At 62.5% G+C, this 22,942-nt stretch carries 17 protein-coding genes; 6 read left to right on the top strand and 11 right to left on the bottom strand.

Going from position 1 to position 22,942, the window contains the following annotated elements:
- Positions 1 to 151: 151 nt before the first annotated feature.
- Positions 152 to 883, top strand: a complete 732-nt coding sequence (locus tag AC3WLX_RS31465) for an amino acid ABC transporter ATP-binding protein (RefSeq protein ID WP_028180573.1) — start codon at positions 152 to 154, stop codon at positions 881 to 883.
- A 188-nt stretch (positions 884 to 1,071) separates the two neighbouring features.
- Positions 1,072 to 1,932, top strand: a complete 861-nt coding sequence (locus tag AC3WLX_RS31460) for a D-amino-acid transaminase (RefSeq protein ID WP_492338856.1) — start codon at positions 1,072 to 1,074, stop codon at positions 1,930 to 1,932.
- Between the two features lie 125 nt (positions 1,933 to 2,057).
- Here the strand turns inward: AC3WLX_RS31460 and AC3WLX_RS31455 are convergent, their stop codons facing one another.
- The 3 genes from AC3WLX_RS31455 to AC3WLX_RS31445 are packed head-to-tail and all read right to left on the bottom strand — an operon-like array spanning position 2,058 to position 5,315.
- Positions 2,058 to 2,519, bottom strand: coding sequence for a carboxymuconolactone decarboxylase family protein (locus AC3WLX_RS31455; protein ID WP_492338855.1), 462 nt, complete (start codon positions 2,517 to 2,519; stop codon positions 2,058 to 2,060).
- Between the two features lie 26 nt (positions 2,520 to 2,545).
- The gene (locus AC3WLX_RS31450) at positions 2,546 to 4,162 is read right to left on the bottom strand and encodes an MDR family MFS transporter (RefSeq protein ID WP_492338854.1); all 1,617 of its coding nucleotides are present in this window, start codon (positions 4,160 to 4,162) and stop codon (positions 2,546 to 2,548) included.
- Between the two features lie 4 nt (positions 4,163 to 4,166).
- Positions 4,167 to 5,315, bottom strand: a complete 1,149-nt coding sequence (locus AC3WLX_RS31445; RefSeq protein WP_492338853.1) for an HlyD family secretion protein — start codon at positions 5,313 to 5,315, stop codon at positions 4,167 to 4,169.
- A 142-nt stretch (positions 5,316 to 5,457) separates the two neighbouring features.
- Between AC3WLX_RS31445 and AC3WLX_RS31440 the strand changes: the two genes are divergently transcribed.
- Positions 5,458 to 6,369 (top strand): LysR family transcriptional regulator, encoded by a 912-nt coding sequence (locus AC3WLX_RS31440; protein WP_492338852.1) that lies wholly within the window; start codon positions 5,458 to 5,460, stop codon positions 6,367 to 6,369.
- Here AC3WLX_RS31440 and iaaH read toward each other — a convergent pair.
- Positions 6,364 to 7,788, bottom strand: coding sequence for an indoleacetamide hydrolase (iaaH, locus tag AC3WLX_RS31435; protein ID WP_492338851.1), 1,425 nt, complete (start codon positions 7,786 to 7,788; stop codon positions 6,364 to 6,366). The genes AC3WLX_RS31440 and iaaH overlap by 6 nt on opposite strands.
- A gap of 76 nt (positions 7,789 to 7,864) precedes the next feature.
- Positions 7,865 to 11,314: an indolepyruvate ferredoxin oxidoreductase family protein gene (locus AC3WLX_RS31430; protein WP_492338850.1), complete on the bottom strand. Its 3,450-nt coding sequence runs from the start codon at positions 11,312 to 11,314 to the stop codon at positions 7,865 to 7,867.
- Positions 11,315 to 11,466: 152 nt separating this feature from the next.
- Between AC3WLX_RS31430 and AC3WLX_RS31425 the strand changes: the two genes are divergently transcribed.
- Positions 11,467 to 11,922 carry an Lrp/AsnC family transcriptional regulator gene (locus tag AC3WLX_RS31425; RefSeq protein WP_492338849.1) on the top strand — a complete coding sequence of 152 codons (456 nt, stop codon included), beginning with the start codon at positions 11,467 to 11,469 and terminating at the stop codon, positions 11,920 to 11,922.
- Between the two features lie 21 nt (positions 11,923 to 11,943).
- Here AC3WLX_RS31425 and AC3WLX_RS31420 read toward each other — a convergent pair whose 3' ends face one another.
- The 6 genes from AC3WLX_RS31420 to AC3WLX_RS31395 all read right to left on the bottom strand — a co-directional run bounded on the left by AC3WLX_RS31420 (position 11,944) and on the right by AC3WLX_RS31395 (position 21,000).
- Positions 11,944 to 13,494: a GNAT family N-acetyltransferase gene (locus tag AC3WLX_RS31420; protein ID WP_492338848.1), complete on the bottom strand. Its 1,551-nt coding sequence runs from the start codon at positions 13,492 to 13,494 to the stop codon at positions 11,944 to 11,946.
- 41 nt (positions 13,495 to 13,535) lie between these two features.
- Positions 13,536 to 14,894 (bottom strand): HlyD family type I secretion periplasmic adaptor subunit, encoded by a 1,359-nt coding sequence (locus tag AC3WLX_RS31415; protein ID WP_492338847.1) that lies wholly within the window; start codon positions 14,892 to 14,894, stop codon positions 13,536 to 13,538.
- 18 nt (positions 14,895 to 14,912) lie between these two features.
- On the bottom strand, positions 14,913 to 16,883 hold the full coding sequence (locus tag AC3WLX_RS31410; RefSeq protein ID WP_492338846.1) for a type I secretion system permease/ATPase: 1,971 nt from the start codon (positions 16,881 to 16,883) through the stop codon (positions 14,913 to 14,915).
- A gap of 216 nt (positions 16,884 to 17,099) precedes the next feature.
- Entirely contained in the window at positions 17,100 to 19,034 is a 1,935-nt protein-coding gene (locus AC3WLX_RS31405; RefSeq protein ID WP_492338845.1) for a hypothetical protein, read from the bottom strand.
- 132 nt (positions 19,035 to 19,166) lie between these two features.
- Entirely contained in the window at positions 19,167 to 19,976 is an 810-nt protein-coding gene (locus tag AC3WLX_RS31400) for a hypothetical protein (RefSeq protein ID WP_492338844.1), read from the bottom strand.
- A 454-nt stretch (positions 19,977 to 20,430) separates the two neighbouring features.
- Complete coding sequence (locus AC3WLX_RS31395) at positions 20,431 to 21,000, bottom strand: hypothetical protein (RefSeq protein WP_492338843.1); 570 nt, start codon at positions 20,998 to 21,000, stop codon at positions 20,431 to 20,433.
- 50 nt (positions 21,001 to 21,050) lie between these two features.
- On the opposite strand from AC3WLX_RS31395, the gene AC3WLX_RS31390 reads away from it, so the two are divergent.
- Positions 21,051 to 21,653 (top strand): hypothetical protein, encoded by a 603-nt coding sequence (locus tag AC3WLX_RS31390; protein WP_492338842.1) that lies wholly within the window; start codon positions 21,051 to 21,053, stop codon positions 21,651 to 21,653.
- A 183-nt stretch (positions 21,654 to 21,836) separates the two neighbouring features.
- Positions 21,837 to 22,739, top strand: coding sequence for a helix-turn-helix transcriptional regulator (locus AC3WLX_RS31385; protein ID WP_492338841.1), 903 nt, complete (start codon positions 21,837 to 21,839; stop codon positions 22,737 to 22,739).
- The last annotated feature ends 203 nt before the right edge of the window (positions 22,740 to 22,942 follow it).

The raw sequence follows: 22,942 nt of genomic DNA, 5'->3' as shown, positions 1-22,942 counted from the left end.
CACCTCTCCCATAGGGAGAGGTCGGATCGCGTCAGCGATCCGGGTGAGGGGTTTTGCTCCAACGATAGACCTGTACCCCTCACCCGGCGCTCCGCGCCGACCTCTCCCAAGGGAGAGGTGAACCGAGCCAGCTGAGGCATTTGAGAAGCTCATGATCGAAATCAGCCACGTCAACAAATGGTACAGCCCGAGCTTCCAGGTGCTGACCGACTGCACCACCAATGTCACCAAGGGCGAGGTGGTCGTCGTCTGCGGCCCCTCGGGTTCGGGCAAGTCGACGCTGATCAAATGCGTCAATGCGCTGGAGCCGTTCCAGAGCGGGGACATCCTGGTCGACGGCATCAAGGTCAATGATCCCAAGACCAACCTCCCGAAGCTGCGTTCGCGGGTCGGCATGGTGTTCCAGCACTTCGAGCTGTTTCCTCACCTGAAGATCATCGACAATCTCTGCCTCGCGCAGGAGAAGGTGCTCGATCGCTCGCGCGACAAGGCGAAGGCGAAAGGCATGCAGCTGCTGGAGCGTGTCGGCCTCAAGGAACAGGCGCAAAAGTATCCCGCGAACCTGTCCGGCGGCCAACAGCAGCGCGTTGCGATCGCCCGTGCGCTCGCCATGGATCCGATCGTCATGCTGTTCGACGAGCCGACTTCCGCGCTTGATCCGGAAATGGTCAGCGAGGTGCTCGACGTCATGGTGGATCTCGCTCATGAGGGCATGACCATGATGGTTGTCACCCATGAGATGGGTTTTGCCCGCAAGGTCGCCAACCGCGTCATCTTCATGGACCGCGGCGAGATCGTCGAGGACGCGGCGAAGGAAGACTTCTTCGGCAAGCCCCGTAGCGACCGCGCGCAGAAGTTCTTGTCGAAGATTTTGTCGCATTAATTTACCGCCGTCATTCCGGGATGCGCCGAAGGCGCAGGCCCGGAATCCATCGGGCGGCAACGCCCGGGGTGGAATGGATTCCGGGCTCGTCGCTTCGCGCCGCCCCGGAATGACGGATAGAGGGGTGCTTGCCGCCCCCATTTCGCGTATAAGCGCGCCAAATTCCCCTTCTTCCCAGGAGACCCGCCTTGGACTCGATCGCCTACGTCAACGGCTCATTCGTCCCGCTCTCGGAAGCGAAGATTTCGGTGCTCGATCGCGGCTTCCTGTTCGCCGACGGCATCTACGAGGTCTCGGCTGTGCTCGACGGCAAGCTGGTCGACAATGCCTCGCATCTGGCGCGGCTGGAGCGGTCGGTCGGCGAGATCAAGCTGAGGCTGCCCGAGACGATCGAGCGCATCACCGAGATTCAAAAGGAACTGATCGCGCGCAACAAGCTCGTGAGCGGCCTCGTCTACCTTCAGGTCACGCGCGGCGCCGACAAGGGCCGCGACTTCCCTTTCCCCAAAGGCGACATCAAGCCGAGCCTGGTGATGTTCACGTCCGAGAAGGACATCATCAACGCCCCGATAGCGAAGACCGGCATCAGCGTCATCACCGTGCCCGACATCCGCTGGGAGCGCCGCGACATCAAGAGCGTGGCGCTGCTGGCGCAAGTGCTGGCCAAGCAAGCCGCCGCCGAAGCCGGCGCCGGCGAAGCCTGGATGCTGCAAGACGGCTATGTGACCGAAGGCGGCTCGTCCACGGCGTTCATCCTGACCAAGGACGATGTCATCGTCACCCGCAAGAATTCGAATGCGATCCTGCCGGGCTGCACCCGCAAGGCCGTGATCACGCTGGCCGAGGAGCGCCAACTCCGCGTCGAGGAGCGCTCTTTCACGGTGGCCGAGGCGCTCGCCGCCAAGGAGGCTTTCATCACCAGCGCATCCTCCTTCGTGCAGCCGGTGGTCGCCATCGACGGCAAGACGATCGGCGACGGCAAGCCCGGCCCCGTGGCAACGCGCTTGCGTGAGATCTACGTGGAGTTCGCCAAGGCGACGGCGGTATGAGCCGCGCACTCACCTGTCGTAGGGTGGGCAAAGCGAAGCGTGCCCACGTTTTTTGAGTTCGTGGAGAGATGGTAGGCACGGCGCAAGTGCGCCTTTGCCCACCCTACGCGACCATCGTGGTTAGCTCACGCCACCGACGCCTTTGCCTTCACCGGATGCACGGCGCGGAAAGCGATCGCGATCCTGTTCCAGGCATTGATCGCGCCGATCAGCACGGTCAGGTTCACCGTCTCCTCCTCGGAGAACTGCGCGCGGACCTGCTCGTAGACATCGTCGGGCGCATGTGTCTCCGATATCAGCGTCACCGCTTCGGTCCAGGCCAGTGCGGCGCGCTCGCGCTCGGTGTAGAGCGGTGATTCGCGCCAGGCGTTGAGCAGATAGATGCGCTGCTCGGTCTCGCCGCGCTTGCGCGCGTCCTCGGTGTGCATGTTGATGCAGAAGGCGCAGCCGTTGATCTGCGACGCCCGGATCTTGACGAGTTCGATCAGCGATTTTTCGAGGCCCGTCGACTGGATCTGTGCCTCCAGCGCCATCAGCGCTTTGATCGTATCGGGCGCGGCCTGGTAGTAGTTCATGCGAGGCTTCATCGTCGTTCTCCCTTCTCGAGGTGGGGTCAGTGGGCGGCACCGGGCGAGGTCTGGCCGGGCTTCTTCAGGAACAGGACGGCCAGCAGGGCCACGATCAGCGCCATGCCGAGCAAATAGAAGGTGTCGCTGAACGCGAGTATATAGGCCTGCTTCTGCACGATACGGCCGATCGCGACATAGGCGCGATGCAGCGCTTCGGCATGGTCGAGGATGCCGTGATTGACGAAATACTGGGTGAGTTGCTCCAGCCGCGTGCGTGTCGCCTGCTCGAACACCGAGACCGACTGCATCAGCACGTTGGAGTGATACTGCTCGCGCTTGGTCAGCACCGTCTGAAGCAGCGCGATGCCGACGGCGCCTCCGAGGTTGCGCATCATGTTGAAAAGGCCGGAGGCTGAACCGGCATTCTCGGCCTCGATGCCGGCGGTGGCGACCGCCGACAGCGGCGCCATCACCAGCGCCTGGCCGATCGCGCGGACCACGTTGGGCCACAGCAGCTGATCCGCAGCATAGTCGGCTGTCATATAAATGTTCATGAAGTTCGAGGCGGCGAACAGCACGAACCCGATGCCGATGATGATCCGCGCGTCGACGCGCTGCATCAGGCGTGGCACCAGCGGGATCAGCAGGAGCTGCGGCAGGCCGGTCCATGCCAGCACCATGCCGATTTGTTCGGCATTGTAACCCTGGATGCGGGCCAGGTATTGCGGCAGGATGAACACCGAGCCGTACAACGCGATCCCCAGCAGGAAGTTCGCGAGCATGCCGAAGCCGAAATTGCGTCGCACCAGCAGGCGCAGATTGAGCAGCGGCTTGTTCACGGTCAGTTCGATGACCAGGAACGCGATCAGTGCCACCGATGCGATCACGCTGAGCTTGACGATGAAGGGCGAGCCGAACCAGTCGTCCTTGTTGCCCTCCTCCAACACGGTCTGGAGCGCGGAGAGGCCGATCGCCATGGTGACGATGCCGATCCAGTCGCCCTCGCGCAGCAACGACAGCTTCATCGGCTTGGCCTCGAGCGCGTACCAGAGCATGCCGACCATGATCGCGCCGGGCACCAGATTGACGTAGAAGATGTACTGCCAGCCGAAATTCTCGGTGAGATAGCCGCCGATGGTCGGGCCGATCGCCGGCGCGAACGTTGCCGACAGGGCGAACAGCGCGAGGCCCATCGGCTGCTTGCTGCGCGGCAGCAAGGTGATGATGAGCGTGAAGGCCAGCGGGATCAGCACGCCGCCGGTGAAGCCTTGGATGGCGCGCAGCACGATCATCTGCGACAGGTCCTGCGCCAGCGCGCAGGCCGCGGACAGAGCCAGGAACAGGATCGCGTTGGTGAGCAGATAGATCCGGATCGAGAACACCTGAGCCAGCCAGCCCGACAGCGGGATCACCACGATCTCGGCGACCAGATAGGACGTCGAGATCCAGCCGCCGTCGTCGATGCCGGCGCCGATCGCGCCCTGGATGTCGGCGAGCGAGGCGTTGACGATCTGGATGTTCAGCACCGCCATGAAGGCGCCGAGCGTCGCGCCGATCACCGCGATCCAGGTCTTCGCGGATACCGAGGGGGCGGTTGCCTCGCCGCGGGCGGGGTGCCCGGCATCGGCGGCGGTTTCGCGCGTCGGCTGGAGCGTGCTCATGGCATCAGCCTCCGGTCGGACGCGTCGTCGTGCCGGCGATCTGCTTGGCGGTCCCGCGTTCGGCGAGCACCGTCTGCTTGGTGTCGACAGTCGGCACTGCGGACATCCCGGGCCGCAGGAGGCCGGTCAGGCGGTGATCATCGAGCACGATCTTCACAGGCACGCGCTGCACGATCTTGGTGAAGTTGCCGGTCGCATTGTCGGGCGGCAGCAGCGCAAATTCCAGTCCGCTGGCCGGCGCCAGGCTGTCGACATGGCCGCGCAGGGTGGTGTTGCGGAAGCTGTCGACGTGCAACTCGACCGGCTGGCCGGGGCGTACGTTCGTGAGCTGCGTCTCCTTGAAATTGGCGACGACATAGACGGCGTCGAGCGGCACCACCGCCATCAGCTGCGTGCCGGCTTGCACGTATTGGCCGACGCGCACGCTGCGGGCGCCGACCGTGCCCTCGACCGGGGCAGTGATCTCGGTGTAGGACAGATTGAGCTCGGCCTGCTCCGCGACCGCGCGTGCGCGTTCGAGCTGTGCGGCAGCCTGGGCGCGCTGGGTGGTGAGAACCTCGATCTTGCGCTGCGCGGCCAGCAGGCCGAACTTGGCGTGCTGCAATTGCGCATTGCTGGCGCGCAGCGCGGCATCGGTCTGCTGCGCGCGCTGGACCGTGCCCGAACCTGTCTTCATGAGATCGTCGTAGCGGGCACGCTCCTCCTGCGCGAATTTCGCGTTGGCATCCGCGGCAGCGACATCGGCGGTGCTCTGCTCGATGATCGGCTGCTGCAGTTCGAGCTGTGCGTCGAGGTTGCGCACGGAGGCTTGCGCGGCGGCGACCTCGGCTCGGGCCTGGTGGAGGGCGGCCTTGAAGTCGCGGTCGTCGATCTTGGCCAACACCTGGCCGGCCCGAACCCTCTCGTTGTCGCCGACCAGCACTTTTGCGATATAGCCGGAGACCTTCGGCGCGATGATCGTCGAGTCCGCCTTCACATAGGCGTCATCGGTGGATTCCAGATAGCGGCCGGTGGTGACGTAGTCGTAGCCGAAATGCCCGGCCGCGGCGATTCCGAGCGCCGACGCCAAGGCGAGGGCCACGCGCTGGATCGCTCGGCGGGATGGGCGAAGGCTGATTTTCTCATTGGTTTCAGTAACATAAGCGTTCGACATGGCATCCTCGAATTCCCCGCGCGCCCCGCCTCGGCGTGACGCCTTCTTGATGGGATTAAGATGCGTCATCCCGGCAGATGTGATAATCCGCCACCTATTGGAAGGATTATCCATCAGAACTTGATAATCGCGGAGCTGCGAGATGGACCGTTTCACCAGCCTCACGGCCTTCGTCCGCGTGGTCGACAGCGGCGGCTTCTCGGCCGCGGCCCGCCGGCTCGACATGTCCACGACGATGGTGAGCAACCACGTTCAGGCGCTCGAAGATCGGCTGGGTGTGCGGCTGCTCAACCGCACCACGAGGAAGGTCAGCCTGACCGAGATCGGCAAAGCCTATTACGACCGCTCAACACAGATTCTCGCCGACCTCGAACAGGCCGACGACATCGCGAGCGAACTGCAGTCGGTGCCGCGTGGAACGCTGCGCATTCACCTCGCCACGCACATGGTGCCTCTGGTCGCGCCGGTCGTGGCGCGACTTCTATCGACCTATCCAGAGCTCAGAATCGACCTGCGCATGGGGGAGGCCGAGGTTGATCTGATCGAGGAAGGTTACGACGTCGCCCTGCGCATGACGCAACCGCCGGATTCGAGCCTGATCGTGCGGAGCCTCGCCACCTGGCGCCACGTCCTGTGCTGCTCGCATGACTATATCGAGAAGCACGGCCGGGTGCAGAAGCTCGACGAGCTCACCGGGCACAATTGTGGCCGGCACCTGAACTATCCGTTCGGCGACGAATGGCGCTTCCTCGATCGCAAGGGTACGCCGGCTTCCGTGCGCATTTCGGGCACCTTCGTCACCAACAGCGGCGAAGCGCTGCGCGAGGTCGCGCTGGCGGGGGCCGCCGTCTGCCTGATGGCGGGGTTTCTGATCCAGGACGACCTCGAAGCCGGCCGCCTGGTACGCCTCTTGCCGGAATATCGCACGATTGAGCTCTCGATGAACGCGGTCTATCCGCACCGTCATCACCTGTCGGCGAAGGTCAGAACCTTCATCGACCTGCTCGTGCACCACAGCGCCGAGCAGCAGAAGCTGATCAACCCGTATTCATGAGCGGCGCGGCGGCGGCAATCGACCGAACACGGCTTCGAGCGCCATGCCGATCGCGAGCAGGCGGCGATCGCTGCCGGCAGGACCGTCGAGCTCGAGCCCGATCGGCAGCCCGCTGCTGGCGCCGAGCGCGATCGGGATCTGGATGCCGGGAATGCCCGCATTGCTGCCCGGGTCGGTGTTCTGGATGAACAGCGCGAAATTCTCGGGGCTGCTGGAGTCCGGGTTGGAGGGGATGGCAACGCGCGGCGTCGTTGGAAATGCGATGGCGTCGAGCCTGTTGCGCGAAAAAATATCGCTGTAGAGCGCCTGAAGTGCGGGCCGCGCGGTCTTGATTGCGGCATCGTAGATTGGCTTGGCATCGACCAGCGTGCCGTCGGGACCCGGCAGCTTGCGCGGGATGACGAGGCCGTCATAGGTGCCCTTCACGTCGGGACTGGAGATCTCGTTCGCCAGCGCTTCGATGGTGAGGCCCGTCCCGGTATGCTTCAGATACGAGACCATGTCGTCATAGGCTTCATACAGTGCGACGGGAAAGCCGACGGGGCCGTTGAGCTCGGCGAGCTGCGGGATCTCGATCTCGACGATCCCGACCCCGTGGGTCTTCATCTGCGCGACGGCAGCCTGGAAAGCGGCTTCGGTGTCCGCATCGAGACGGGTCAACATCGTCTTCACGATGCCGACCCGAACCTGCTTCAGGTCGGCCGCCGCGACCGCATCGCCGCCCGCGATCACACGATCGAGCAGCTCGACGTCGACCATGGTCGCGGCCATCGGCCCGGCGGTATCGCGCGTATGCGAGATCGGCGCGATGCCCTCTTGCGGATAGCGCCCGATCGTTGGTCTCAACGAGGCGCACCCGTTCAGCGCGGCAGGCACGCGCACCGATCCGCCGGTGTCGGTGCCGAGCCCGCCCGCGACGATCCGCGCGCCGATTGCGGCGCCCGTGCCGGACGACGAGCCGCCGGCGATCAGGGTGCGGTCATAGGCATTGCGCACGCCGAACTCGGCACCGGTCTTGAACGCGGTGTTGTAGCCGGAGATGCCGAAGGCCAGTTCGTGCATACTGGTCTTGCCGAGAATAATCGCTCCGGCATCGCGCAGCTTTACCACAACTGGCGCATCGGCTTTTGGAACGTAGTTCTTGAGTGCGGGTGTGCCGGCGCTGCAGGGCAGTCCGGCCACCTCGATATTGTCCTTGATCACGACGGGCACGCCGCCGAGCGGCTTGCTCCTGTCTCCCTCTGCGTCGAACGCCGCGGCGGCTTTCAGGGCGCCGGTCTCGTCCAGCGTGACGAAGGCGTTGAGGTCGGCGTTGGCTTTGGCGCGGGCGAGAGCTTCCCTGGTGAGTGCGGTGCTCGTCACCTTGCCGGCGCCGAGATTGTCCGCGGCCTCGGTCAGTGTCAGCTGGTCGAAATCCATGATGCGTCACCCGATCGCGGGAGCGCCATCAGGGCCTCCCTCCAGGCTCAGAGGCTGAAGCTTCGCCGGCGCCGCGTCAACCGGTGGCGCGTACCCTTGCCGCCAACGGCGTGGGCAATTCGGCGAGTCGCCGCTCGACCTCCGCCTTCACCTTCGCGATCGCGGCGTCCTTGACCGGGCCATACCCGCGGATTTCCATGGGCGCCCCCGCGATCGCCACGAGATCCGGAAGGCGCGCCGTGCCGAGCTTGCCGAGCATCCGTCCGATCAGGCCCTCATACCAGGCGATCAGCTCGCGCTCGGCGCGGCGTTCCCTGGTGTAGCCGAAGGGATCGAAGGGCGTCGCGCGCAGCCCCTTCAAGCGCGCCAGCATGGCGAGGGGCACCTGGATCCACTGCCCGAAAGCGCGCTTGCGAGGACGTCCGCGTGCGTCGCGCCTTGCGGGCAGGAAGGGAGGCGCAAGGTGATATTGAACGCTGAAGCCATCCTCGAATTCGCGCTTCAGCTCGTCGAGGAAGCCGCTTTGCATGTGCAGACGCGCCACCTCGTACTCGTCCTTGTAGGCCATCAGCTTGAAAAGCGCGCGCGCGACCGCCTCGGTCAGCGCCTCGCTGTTCAGCCCGGCTTCGGCATTCCGGACCTTTCCGACCATCGCCCGGTAGCGCGACGCATAGGCCTCGTTCTGATAGGCCGTCAGGAACGCGGCGCGCCGCGCGATGAGCTGCTCGAGCGTCTCGGCTTCGGGCACATCGTCCGCCTTCGGCACAGAGTCCGGATCGATCGCAGCGATTCGTCCCCAGGCGAAGGCCTGCTTGTTGCGTTCGACCGCGACGCCGTTGAGCTCGATTGCGCGCAACAGCGCGGCAAGCGAAACAGGGACGAGGCCGCGCTGCCAGGCAAAGCCCAGCATGATGATGTTGGCATAGACAGCATCGCCGAGCAGGCGCTCGGCCAGCGCATTGGCATTGATCGTGTCGAGATTGTCATGGCCGATGACCTGGCTGATTGCGCGCAGGCGGGCCGGCGAAGCGAGATCGGCGTCGCGGAAGCGGACCACGTCGCCGGTCGGCATCTCCGCGGTGTTGACGGTTGCGCGCGTGCCGCGCCGATAGGTGCCAGAGGCCTTCGGCGAGGAACTGACGACGAGATCGCAGCCGATCAACGCATCGGCCGCGCCCTGGTCGACGCGGACTTGATGCAGCGCCTGCGGAGATGCAGCGAGCCGGATGTAGCTCAGCACCGGGCCGAATTTCTGCGCGAAGCCGGTGAAATCGAGCACCGAAACGCCGCGGCGCTCCAGATGCGCAGCCATGCCGATCAGCGCGCCGACGGTGATCACGCCGGTGCCGCCGACGCCGGTCACCAAGAGGTCGTAGGGCCGGTCGAGCGTTGCCGGCGAAGGGAGGGGCAGGGCGGCGGCGCGACCGACCGCGTCGATCTCGCTCGCACTCTTCTTCCGGCGGGTCGCCCCCTCGACCGTGACGAAGCTCGGGCAGAAGCCGTTGAGACAGGAAAAATCCTTGTTGCAAGCGGATAGATTGATCTGCCGCTTGCGGCCGAACGGCGTCTCCTTCGGCTCGACGCTGAGACAATTGGATTCGACCGAGCAGTCGCCGCAGCCTTCGCAGACGAGGTCGTTGATGGTGGCGAAGCGTTTTGGGTCGGCCATCTGCCCGCGCTTGCGCCGGCGCCGCTTCTCGGTGGCACAGGTCTGCTGATAGATCAGCACCGAGACGCCGGGAATCGCGCGCAGCTCGCGCTGCACGCTATCCATCTCCTCCCGCGGATGGATGGTGACGCCGGCCGGCAGGTCGACCGGGCTGAATTGTGCGGGATCGTCCGACACCAGCGCGATGCGCGCCACGCCCTCGGCGCGGACGCTGTGGGCGATGGCATGGACGCTGACGGGTCCATCGACCGGCTGGCCGCCGGTCATGGCGACCGCGTCGTTGAACAGAATCTTGTAGGTGATGTTGGCCCTGGCTGCGATCGCCTGCCGGATGGCCATCGAGCCGGAGTGATAATAGGTGCCTTCGCCGAGGTTCTGAAAGATGTGCTTGCGGCCGGTGAATCTCGACGACGCCGCCCAGTTCACGCCTTCGCCGCCCATCTGGATCAGCGAGGAGGTCTCGCGGTCCATCCAGCTCGCCATGAAGTGGCAGCCGATACCGGCCAATGCCTTGGACCCCTCCGGCACCTTGGTCGACGTGTTGTGCGGGCATCCCGAGCAGAAATACGGCGTGCGGGTCGCGCCGCTGACATTGATCGTGCGTGCGGCCTCCGGCATCAAGGCGGCTGCACGTGCGGCGAGATCGAGGCCCAGAAACATCGGATCGAGCCGGCGCGCCAGCACGCCCGCGAGCGCGCGGGGCGACAATTCGCCGATCCAGGAGATCAGCCGTGCCCCGGTTTCATCGTGCTTGCCGACCATGCGCTCGGGCTTGCTGCCGGGATAGTCGTAAAAATACTCCTTGAACTGGCTCTCGATGATGCCGCGCTTCTCCTCGACCACGAGGATCTCGCGCTTGCCCTTCACGAACGCCATGGCGTCATGCAGCGCCAGCGGCCAGACCATGCCGACCTTGTAGACGTCGATGCCGATGCGGCGGCAGGCGGCCTCATCGAGGCCCAGCAGGCGGAGCGCTTCCATCAGATCGAGATGTGCCTTGCCCGTGGTGACGATGCCGTAGGTGGCGCTTTGGATATCGTAGATGCGCCGGTCGATCGGGTTGGCCTTGGCGAATGCGTAGACCGCGTGCTTCTTCGCCTCCAGCCGTTCCTCGATCTGCGGGCCCGGCAGGTCGGGCCAGCGATAGTGCAGGCCGCCCGGCGGCGGCGAGAAGTCGGGCGTGCGGAAGATACGCGGCGGGCGCAGCGCGACGGATGCGCCCGATTCCACGATCTCGGAGATCGCCTTGAAGCCGACCCACATGCCGGAGAAGCGGCTCAGCGCATAACCATATTCGCCGAATGCGAGGTATTCGCCGACATCGGCCGGATGCAGCGTCGGCATGAACCAGCTCATGAAGGCGACGTCGGACTGGTGCGGCATCGAGGATGACACGCAGCCATGGTCGTCGCCCGCGACCACCAGCACGCCGCCGTGCGGCGAGGAGCCGTAGGCGTTGCCGTGCTTGAGCGCATCGCCGGAGCGGTCGACGCCGGGGCCTTTGCCGTACCAGAGCCCGAACACGCCATCGACCTCGCGGTCGACTTGCGTCTCGACCTGCTGCGAGCCCAGCACGGCCGTCGCGGCGAGGTCCTCGTTCACGGCCGGAAGAAATTCGATGCGGTCCCGCTTCAGCCGCTCCTGGATGCGCCAGAGCTCGAGATCGATGCCGCCGAGCGGCGAGCCGCGATAGCCGGAGATGAAGCCTGCAGTAGTAAGTCCGGCGGCGCGGTCTCGCCGCGCCTGGTCGAGAGCGATGCGAACGATGGCCTGTGTGCCTGTGAGGAAGACGCGCCCCTCCTCGCGATCGTAGCGGTCGGAGAGCTCGTAGGTGTCGAGTGACGGAATGGCGTCCATGACGGACCTCGCGCGGCATCCTGCCCGATGGCGGAAGGTTAAGCGCGGCGCGCTGGTAGGTCTTACCTATTTTCCCGTTTAATGGTGCCATTTCGGTAGAATTTTGCGTAGCATGACCAATTCCGGTGATCTATGCCGAGTTGGGAGCTGTCATGATCGAAGAACAGGACACGCGGATTCTCGCCTATCTCCAGAAGGACGGCCGGGCCACCAATCAACAGCTCGCGGACGATGTCGGCATGTCCACCTCGGCCTGCTGGCGGCGGGTGCGGGCGCTGGAGGAGAGCGGCGTCATCCAGGGCTATGCGGCGCTGGTCGCGCGCGAGCAGGCGGGCTTTGCGATGTCGGCCATCCTCCACGTCTCGCTGGAGCGGCACGATGCGAAATTTGTCGACGAATTCGTGGCCAGGGTCACCAGGCGCCGCGAGGTGCTGGAGTGCTTTGCGACCACGGGCGATGCCGATTATCATTTGCGCGTCGTCGTGCAGGACATGGCGGCCTACAACCGCTTCCTCGACGAGTTCATGTTCCGCATCCCCGGCATCCGCCACGTCCGCAGCAACGTGGTGCTGAAGGAGATCAAGACCAGCGTGGCGCTGCCGTTTTGAAGTGCGGGCAATGTTCGGCGGCTAGCGCTCGTCCTTTGTACCTCTGGCCGGCAGGATGCGCATGGTGCGCTCTGGCTTGTCGGGTTGGTGTTCCGCCTCGCCGAGAACTACGGCGAGCGCCTCGTCGAATTCTCGAATGAGCTCGAGCTTGACGAGAACTCTCCCCAAGGCGGTGAATGCGTCGGGTGCATTCGGCTGCAACCGGATCACTTGCCGGTAGCTGCGGGCGGCTTCCAGTTGCTCGTCGAGAGCTTCACAGGATTGTGCAAGACAGAGCCAGGATTTGTGCGTCTCGGGCCTGATTGTCGTAAGCAGCTTGAACAGTCGCTTTGCCGCGGCGTGATTGCCACGCGTTGCATAGAGCTGGCCAAGGCGGTGGATCGCGTCCGCATTTCCTGGCTCGACATCGAGGATCTGCCGGTAGCCGCGTTCCGCGTCGGAGAGCTTGACGGCCTGATGCAACCTGGTCGCCTCATGGAGGGCCTCGGCGATGGTTCTCCGGTCAAGTCGGCCGCCAAGATTGAGGCCGTTTCTCGTGCTGATGGCAATGCTGCGAATGCGTCGTTCCTTGACTCCGAACGAATACTTGTAAGGCTCGTTTCCCCGGAGGAAATCATACTCCACGAAGCCGCCGGCGATGGCCCGGCGAATGCTGTAAGCATGCAAGATTACTCCGGGCGGGGGTCCGTCGTAACGTTCGTCCCGGCCGGTCATGTAGAACAAGTAGCTGCGTTTTCTTGGATCGATCAGGATGGCAAGAGCCGCGAGAGGCCGATCATTTTGCCACAGCGTCGGCAAGAACAGCAGGCCCGACCCGAAACTCGTGGTCAACATGGCGCGGTTTGAACGGACAAGCTTGTCCACGAGATCGCCTTTGCGCGGGCGCCACTTGGTTTCCCAGAACTGGAGAAGCGTGTTGAGATCGCGATCGATCGTTTCGCTCGTCGCTTCGGTGATGTGAAACTCTCCCGAGGGGTCTACCAATTTGAGCAGGCGCCGGATCTTCTGTCTCGTATTGGCGCTCAGCCCGTTAAGGTATGCGTCCCATTCGGCCGGGAGTGAAGCGAACGGACATACATTGTTATCTATGCCGTCAACCTTGTTGATGCGATTGCTCTCATCATGTCGAAATTTCGCTTTTGGAAAATGAGCCATGAGCAGGCGATGTCGTGTCTCGGTCAGGCGAATGTTCTCGAGGTTCACGCGCGCCCAGTTCATGCGCTTGAGCTGCCTTGCGAAGGCCGGGATTGCCTGGCTTTCGAAGCGGGAGGCGCACAGGATGCCAGTATAGTCGGCGGAAAAATTGCCGGCCATGTTGAGCTCGTTGCGGAACTTCGCGTCGGCCGACTTGAAGTAGCTTCGCAATGGCCAGAAGGCGATATATGGAGCGCCGTCCTCGTCAGTCTCCCGGGCGGCCAGGATCATCCAGGGCCCTGCGATCTGCCGAAGCCATCCCGCCAGCCATTTCCACGATAGAAAGATCTGCGCGTCAGGGTCCGCGTCATACACGGCGTTCCAGTTGTCCTCAATTCGCGCGAAGTCTTCGAGCTTCTCTATGAGATCGATGTGCACGGTGGCTTTACTCCATTTTTGTTCGGGTCGCGAACTCGTCGTCACCTCTCCCGGAATGCCCGCATCATGCTGTCGTGAATCGGCTTCACGACGTATTGGAAGAAGGTCCGCTCGTGGGTCTTGATGTAGACCTCGACCGGCATGCCCGGTGTGGGGCTGAAATCAGGAATGGCCATCGCTTCGGATCTGTCGAGCTTGACGCGTACGATATAGATGTCGGTCGGTCCGACCTGCTGTGATTTGCGTTCGTCGGCCAGCGTGTCTGCGGACAGATAAATCACGTTGCCAGAGATCATCGGCGTGATCCGCTGGTTGAGTGCCGTCAGGCGGACCATCGCGTGCTGTCCGTTCTTCACGGTGTCGATATCTTGCGGCCGGATGCGGGCCTCGATGATAAGCTCTTCCTGAAGAGGCAGGATTTCCATGATGGTCTTGCTAGGCTCGACCACGCCGCCCTGTGTGTGATAGCGCAGCTTGACGACGACCCCCTTGACCGGCGCGGCGATCCGAACACGGTCCAGCACGCCTTGTGCGGCGAGCATCCGCTCACGGACATCCGCAAGCTCGCCTCGCGCCTCGTGCATCTGTTCCACGGCGGCTTTGATCGCGGTCTTGCGCACGCCGTTGATCTGTTCCTTCGAGCGCGCAATACGCTCCCTGGCGTCGCCGATTTCGCCGAGGATGCGACCGATTTCGCCTTCAAGATTGGCCTTTGTGCGCTGAAGGACCAGTAGTTCGGGCTTGCGGACGAGACCCGTCTGCAGCAGATGTCGTTTGGTATCGATCTCGTCGTCCAGCAAAACAATCTGCCGCCGTACGCCCTCGAGCTGCACGTTCGAGCCTTGAATCCGCTCGCTGAGCGCGTTGATGCCCTCCTCGATGCCGGCGATGTCGCTGTTCAGGTTGTTCTTGCGCGCGACGAAGGTGAGCTTCTGGCTTTCGATGATCTCCGAAATCTCCGGCTCGCTTGCGGCCGAGAGAACCGGTTGCGGAAACTGGATATCCCCATCCTCGCGCATCTCCGCCTGAAGCCTGGCAACCATCGCGCTTAGGCGCAGGCTTCGTAGGTATAGACGCCGCAACTCCGCGCGAGGGGCGGTGTCGTCGAGTTCGACGAGCAGCTGCTTCTGCTCCACCAGATCGCCTTCCCGGACATGGATGGTCCGGATTACCCCACCCTCGAGATGCTGGATGATCTTGTTCTGCCCGGTGGCGACGAATACGCCGGAAGCGACGACCGCACCGGCAATGGGAGCAACGTTGCCCCAGATGCCGAAGCCGCACAGCATTACCGCCATCACGATGATGCCGGCCACGGTGGGAAGCCGCGTGGTGCGGGGAAGGCTCACGTACCACGGCGCCTGGGAAGATCGTTCATGTATGACGAGGTCGTTCGACATTGGATGACCCGACATGATCTAGGAGTTCAGTATGGGTGGACCGTCTCCGCCGTTTGGCTTCCGTCCGGTGATGAGCGGGATGATCTCGTCTTTTGCTCCGAGGGCCTGAACCGCCCCGTTGCTCAGAATCATGATCTTGTCGACACTTCGCAGCAGTGCCGCCCGTTGCGTCACGGCGACGACGGTGATCCCGCGTTCCTTGGCGCGGATAAGGGCCTTGGCCAAGGCGCGCTCGCCGCCTGCGTCGAGATTCGAATTCGGCTCGTCCAGCACCATCAGCCGAGGATTGCCGTAGAATGCGCGGGCGAGTCCGATGCGTTGCCTCTGACCGCCGGACAGTGGGCTGCCGTCCATGCCGACGATGGTTTCGTATCCCTGCGCGAAGCTGGAGATCATCTCGTGGACGTCTGCGAGCTCCGCGGCATCAAAGATGTCGGCGTCGATTGCATCCTCGCGCATCCGCGCAATGTTGGCCTTGATCGACGCGGGGAAGAGCTGGACGTCCTGCGGCAGATAACCACAGCTCTCGCCGAACTGCCTTGGATCCCAATTTCGCAGATCCATCATGTCCAGCCGCACATTGCCGGCCGTCGGGATGATCGAGCCCACGAGCATGCGGGCCAGCATGGTCTTGCCGGCACCGGAATCGCCGACGATGGCCAGCGACTCGCCGGGCTGGAGCTGGAAGCTGATGCCGTTGAGGATGACTTTTTTGGTCGGCGGGGGAACGTAGAGAACTCGCTCCACGCTGAGGTGACCCTGCGGGCGCGGAAGTCGAAGCCGTTCGAGATTGAGCGGAGAGTTCTGGAGCAAAGCTTTCACGCGACCGTAAGCGGATCGCGCCTGGACGAAGTTGCGCCAGCCCTCGATGGTGCCTTCGAGGGGAGCAAGGGCGCGACTGGCAACGATCGAGCCTGCGATGATCATGCCGCCGGTCAATTGACCTTCGAGGGCAAGCCAGGCGCCCCAGCCGAGGATCGCGATCTGCGTACAAAGTCGCAGGAACTTGGATATCCCGGTCATCAGGATGTTGAGGTCCTGAGCGATCACCTGTTCCTTCAGGGACTCGACGGTCTCACGTCCCCAAATAAGGACACCCTCCGGGATCATCCCCATCGCGTTGATGACCTGCGCGTTGCGCGCCATGGCTTCGGCCTGCAAATTTGCGCGCGTTCCGAACGCGTTGGCCCTCGTGAATGGCAGCGCCGTGATCTTCTGATTGAGCAAGGCCACGCCCATCAACAGCACTCCGGCAGATAGGACGATCAATCCGAGATGCGGATGAACGAGAAATACGACGGCGAAGTAGATTGGTGTGATCGGCGCGTCGAACATCGTGAGCACCACCGGCCCAGTGATGAACGAGCGCAAGTGCTGGAGATCCGCAAGCGTTTGAAATTCGCGGCTCGATCCGGTCTGGGCGGCCCTTGCGGCGGCGCTCAGAACCGGGCCGCCGAGCCGTGCTTCCGTGTCTACGGCGACGCGCATCAGAATGATACGGCGGAGCATGTCCATCAGCACGTGAGCGGCAATCGCGGCGACGACGATCATCGTGAGCATGACGAGCGTATCGGTGCTGCGGCTGGTCAGAACGCGATCCGACATGTTGAAGAGGTAGACGGGGATCGCCAGTACGAGCAGATTGACCATCACCGAGAAGATGCCGACGGTGACGAGATTGCGTCGGGCTCCGGCGAGGCCCTTGCCGAGCACGTCGCGGAACTCATTATCGCCGGACCGCTTGTGCAAGGGCTGGCCACCGCCTCCATTGCCGCGCCCGCCGCCGCTTGCCGCCCCTCCGCCGCCTCCGCCAGGCGGAACCGGATTGGCCGAGCCGTTGCCGATCGACGTCTTGCCGGATGCCCCGCGCGCGTCGCTGCGCGGAAGCGCTCTTTCAGCTTCGTGAACGGCAGGTTGGTCCAGTCTCGTGGCGGAGGCGGTCGTTGGTGCCGCAGCTGACACGGTTCCGGACGTGGCGATGGGGGCCATTGCGTCCAGGCTTGGGGGCTGCGGTCGCTCTCCGGGCAGCGGAGAAACGACCGATGTGTCGCTACGGCTTTCTCGACCGTAGGGACGGCCGGGAAACGCGAGAATTCTGGCGCTGTCGCTGTCCGACGAAGTGCTGCCCTCGCTGTCGTGAGCTGGATCGCGCTTCTCCTCGTTGCCCCAACCCATCGCTCCGCCCTCCCGTTGCCGCTCGCGCTCCTAGTGCATCACGTTGGATATCGCGTCGTCGCACGGCGGTGGCGGCGGCGCGGGTGGCCCCTGCCATTCCTCGTCTTGCGCTTCAGTGACGAATGCCACGAGTTCGGAGACCAGGGCTTGCGCGCTCTTTGCGAGAGCGGGGTCGGCATCGGCCGGCAGCAGATTGGCCTGGACCAGGATTGTGTCGCCATAGACTTGGCCGCCGACATACGCGTCGGTTGGTCCAACATCGATGATGGCTGCGTCGTTGGTCAGTATATTTTCACCCGCGGCGGCGGCTTGAGTGCCATCGTCGTCGGGATGAAGTTGTTGTGCGGCCTCTGACGGGGGATCGAGAAGCTGAAGCAGCACGTCCACGTCCGAAACGACGTTCGTCTGCCAGATCGCGTTGATGTCGTAGTAGTCGCCGGTGATGTAGAGTACTTCAAAGGTGCCGCCCGTGCCTGGGAGCAGGGTTCCGGTTTCCGGATCTAGACCGGGATTGCCGTTTGCGAGCGCGGCGACGAGGCTTGCCAGATCCGGGGTCAGCGACAGGAAGTTGTCGTTTCCGAAAATCTCGATGGTGGCGGCGTTGAGGAGCGCGTTCTGGCCGGTTGCGATCGATTGCGTCTGATCGTCGCCCTTCGCGAGTTGCGTGACGGCATCATCGTCCAGCAGAATGTTATTCTGAAAAATCACGTTCATGCCGTGATAGGTGCCGGCAACGATGATCAGGTCGTAGTGCAAGCTGCCATTGAAGATCTGAGCCAGATTTCCCTGCTCGTTCTCTCCCGTGATCAGGTCATAATGATTGCTGCCGCCCTTCTGCACGATCACGTCATTGTCGAGCAGGTAGTTCATCTGTACGAGGGTGTGAACGTTGTAGTAGCTGCCATTGACGACATCGACATGCCAATTCGGCCCCGCGTAGGCCGCGGGCGTGATGCTGTAGACGCCGGGATGCTGGATGAAGTCGGCGATGTTGTCGGCGATATTGTCGCCTTTGGTCACTGACTGGTCTTCGCCTCCCGAAGCTGCGACCTGGTCCTTGTCCATCAGCGAGTTGGTCTGGATGATCGCGTTGGTGTGGAAATAGTCCCCCTTCACGATCATGGACCGGCCGGACTCACTGAGATCGACAATCATGGCGCCGTTAAAGCTGACGTTGGCGCCTGCCTCCGCCCAAAGGCCAATGCCGTTTCCCGTGTCGTGGTCAGTGTTCCTGCCAAGCTCCGGAGAGGGCGGCTCCGGGGTGGGCGTTTGAAGTTCGCCGTTGAGATAGTAGCCGGGCGCCACCGAATTGGCACTGGGGACGCCTTGCTCGGCCCGGCTGCTGTCGAACTCCTTGAGGTAGTCGGTGATTCCGGCGTTGTTCTGCGAAATCCACCACTGCTCGGGGAGTTGTGCGTTTGCATCGTCCGCCATTTGTTGCAGCAGTGATGCAGCGAGCCCGTTGAGTTGCGCTGCTTGTACAGAGAGCGCAGCAACGTCGCTGCCTTGGGCGCAGCCTTGGAGGGCAATGTCGTTGTCCAGCATGCCATTGAGCTGGCGAATCTGGATCTGGCTCTGTTCGCCGCCGGGTTCGTAGATCACCTTGATGTCACGGTCTGAGCCGCCGCCTCCACCACCGCCGGCGCGGAGCAGCGGCGTGGCAGGCAGCCTCGTCGGCAGGCCGAGGTCCTCGTCGATCGGAGGAAAGGAGCCCGATCGCATTGGGATGTTCTTGGCGAGGTAATGATCGTCGAGGAGATGGAGGACGGGAGGACCGATCGGCAAGGTGCTGAATTCGTCGAGGTCGGTATTGGGATCGAAATCGGGCCGCAGTGTCTTATAGTCGTCGAGCAGCTTTGGGCTCGCAGCTTCTTCGTAAGTCAGCCGGTCGCGTGCAATATCGTTAATGATACGCATGTGGCCGACGAAGTGCCAAACCAATTCGGTGATGCCGCCAGGAATCATAGGAGCCTCCCACTGTAGGCTCAACGTTCGAAACATCTCGCATGGTTGCGAAACGCAATTAACACATTCTGAAATAGAGAATGATGTGGCCGGCAAAACCCGCGCGGCTGGCGCCGCGCGGGTTGTCTCAGGTCAGCCGAGATCGTGGCTGTCCTCGAAGTCGTTGCCTGCCACGCTCATGGTGATGCTGTTGAACTGGATGTTCGCACCCTGCGTGATGGTCTGGTTGAAGGCCTCTTGGGAGATCGCTGCATCGGCAGATGCGGTAACGCCACTTGCCGAATCGCCGATCACGTCCTCAATCCTGGCGTCCAGCTTGAGGTCGCCGCCTTCGGCCTTGGCGTCCATCCTGAACTCACCGCCCTTGCCGTCGTAGTCGACAGAGGAGTGATTCCAGTCGTTGTCGACGAGGTTGTTGACCTGATCGATGTTGAACTGGTTGCCATTGCCGTCGAGCTTCTGGTCGACTACGTCGGGCATGATGATCGAGCCTTTGACATCGCTCAGGCACGACAGGTCGATCACCGGACTGCTGAGCCCGTCGGCCTTGAGGTCGAGATCGATGTCGACGTCGACGTCGACGTTCACCTTGGTGTCGACGGTATTCTCGACCTTGTTCTCGATCTTGTTGTCAACGTCGTTATCGACGTTGTTGGCCAGCTTGTTGTCGACCTTGTTATCGATCGAATTCTCGTTCCGGTTCTCGTTCTTGTTGTCGTTCTTGTTGTCGTTGTCGTTGTCGTTCTCGCTCTTCGAATCGAGCGATTGAACGGCAAGCTGCGCCTGACCCTGCGCTTGGCCCTGACCCTGGCCTTGGCCCTGAAGTTGACCCTGGAGGTTGGCTTGGCCCTGAAGCTGACCTTGCAGATTGGATTGCTTCTGATCCTGATCCTGATCCTGGTCCTGGTCGGGATCGTACTTCTTCTTCGGATGATAACCCATGACGAACTCCTGTCGCGTCTAGGAGCATCGTCGCGTTGGGAACCGCTGATCTTCTGCGTCTGCGATAACCAAGACTACGATGCGATTGAAGCCGGAAGTTCCGACTGCGATCCTCCCGCGAATTTTCACGAGACTTCGCAGGCTCAAGGTTGCTCGGGTCGAATTGATTGGGCTAGCCGCACATTGGTGCTATCGCGCGGCCTCGAAGGAAGTACCCCGGCTAGCCGTTCGCCTGCTCTTACGCTGCCTAGGTCGACCCACCATGTCGATTGTGCCACTAATCATTTCGGGGGAGGGGGCATCATCCAAAGGGTAGTGGGGTCCGCTACCTTCACCCGATCGGCTGAGCATGTACGTCATCCGAATGATGCTGGCGAGAAATCTGTGTCCGGCAGCGCCCTCGGGATCAACCGCATTGGCTGGCATCGCTGCGTCGAACGCGACGGCTGCATCGTCAATGAAGAGCTTCGGTCGAGCGGACATGGCTATCGAGACGGGGCAGCAGATCCCAGATGTCGCGATTGATGCGGGTCATGTCCTTCGTCGCCTTGATCATGGTCTTGAGCCGGGCGTCGTCCAGCGGTTTTCTTTGGCCGAATTGCAGGCTATCTTTGCTCTGCGAGATGCGCATCGATTGAGTGGAGGTGATCTGGCCGGCCGCATCCACGATGTACATGCAGTGATTGAACTCGTTTCGGATCTGTGTGGTCTCGTTGAAGCGCTCGATCACCTTCGCCAGGGCATCGTCGAGTTGCTTGTCCTTGATGGTAATCTTCGCAAGCCTCTGGATGAGATCGAGCCGCGCCCGCGTGGTGTTGAGGGTTGCAAAGGTCAGTGCCGCGGAAGCCTGATCGGTCCGCATCAGGATCATGAGTACGTAGATGAACAGGCTTTCATTGTTCGACCAGCTGGAGACCAGGTTGCCGATCAGCGCCAGGATCAGGGTGCGTCGATCGGCTGAGGCGGGAGCAGAGGCCGCGATCACATCGAAATCGGGTTTTGGTGGAAGTCGACTGGACGGCATGGATCAGGCTCGCTCTTACGCCAAAACGTGCAGCGCGCTCAGAAATGCGATTGAAATATATCGGCGGGCCGGCGAGTGAGCAAGACACCGGCGAGATCGGTGGTGGCCTTCGCGCTGCACAAGCGGCGGAGCTGAAAATGTGGCGCTTGGTGCTGAACACGTTTCGGATTCGAAGAGCCCGCAAAGCGGCGGCGGGTATGATCATGCCGATCGTTGAGCGCAGCCGCCAGGGCCTTGGCGGCATCGACGAGGCCGTCTGGTCGGACCCCTATATCATCGGCCTCCTCGTCATGCTCATCAGTGTCGTGGCCAAAGTCGAGGGTGGAGAGTTCTCCGAGCGCGCGCTCTGCCGTATCCAATGCGGGGCTTGGCGCGACATAACGTCCGATCGAGATGGTGCGATTGCGGAGCGCTTCATGCTGTTGAACAAGGGGCGCGACCGTGACTTCGAGCTAGGATGTCATGCTGCAGCAGCGTTCGCTGTCGTCTTGTTTGGCAGAAAAATGCTGTTCCACGGGGCGGGTATCCCGCCCGTCGATGCGGCGCTCGATGGTCCGGCCCTGCAACGAGACGACATTCGAGAAGCATGGGCGCAGTGTTTCGAAGCGCATATTTGTGCAAGTGCAAACCATGAGTTTGGCCAGCCCCCGTGATCAGCTGTGACAACGCGACGTTGTGTTTGGCCTGCCAAAATGATAACACAGGCCAAATTATTCATAAAAAGCTACCGAAGACTCTAGATTGCTGCGGGAGAACAATTACGCGAGGGTAGGATCGTGCGTAATGTGTTGCATTTGAGTTCGCGGTCTTCATCGAGACCCATTTCAGAAAGCTACATGATTGCACAGCCAGGCCGCTCGTCTGTTGGAGACGGTGCGGATGACGATGAAGACGGCGTCAGCGACCTCGCGAAGGAGGTTTGTTTCTCGGCATCGATCGAAATCCCGCTCTCGGCCAGTTCAGCTGGCCCGCTGCCCCTTGCTGATGGGTCGAAGAGGGCACGCGGCGGCTCGTTCCGGGACAATTCCCCGGAGCCGGATATGCGCGATACGCCGAAGGGATTAGAGGTTGAGCACCCGGACGAATCGGTTGCTCCCAGTCTGAAGCCTGTCATTGTGGTGATCCATCCGCGAGCGGTGTTTCGGGACTGCTTCGCCCGCTGTCTCGAAATTGCGTACGACGATCATGACGTCTATTCCTTCGCCAGCGTAGCGGACTGGCGCGGGTCGACGGCCCCCCCGGCTTTGGCGGCGGCGATCGCCATCGTGGTAGTTGAGTCTGGAGATGGCCCGGGCTTGAACGATCTCCAAAGTTTCGATGGTGCGACTGAAAAGACGTCCTTTGTGGTCGTGTCCGATATCGATGACGTCGATCACATCGTTCGAACCCTGAGGCGCGGAGCGCGCGGATACATCCCGAGCAGTCTCCCGTTCAACGTCGCCGTTGAAGCCGTGCGACTGGTCGAGGCCGGAGGAGTCTTCGTTCCCGCGAGCAGTTTCGTTGATCGCGAGCAACCGGCTGAGCCGCTCAAAGCGGGTGTAACGCTGACGCAACGGCAGATGGCTGTTCTCGAGGAGATTCGTCATGGCAAGGCCAACAAGCAAATTGCCTATGAGCTCAAGTTGAGCGAACACACTGTCAAAGTTCACCTTCGCCATATCATGCGGAAGCTGAATGTACGAAACCGGACCGAGGTTGCCATCGTGTCCCGGACTCTGCTCGCGACAGATAAGGATTAGCCCGGCGCCCCTCGTGCCATGTCGCCTCATTTTTCCGGCAGGCACGCTTCGCGACGGCACCGCGGCATCAAGCTCCTGTAAACCAACACAGGGCTGCAAATTGGTAAACGGAACATGCCTGCGTCGGCGGTTCGGCCTCGCAGCGGTATTCCCGTCAGTTTTGTCACGCTCGTTCGCAGCTCGTTCACTTTGATCGATGGTTT

The organism is Bradyrhizobium sp. FW305-F6, assembly GCF_058782905.1.
This window is presented reverse-complemented; position numbering and strand designations above follow the sequence as displayed.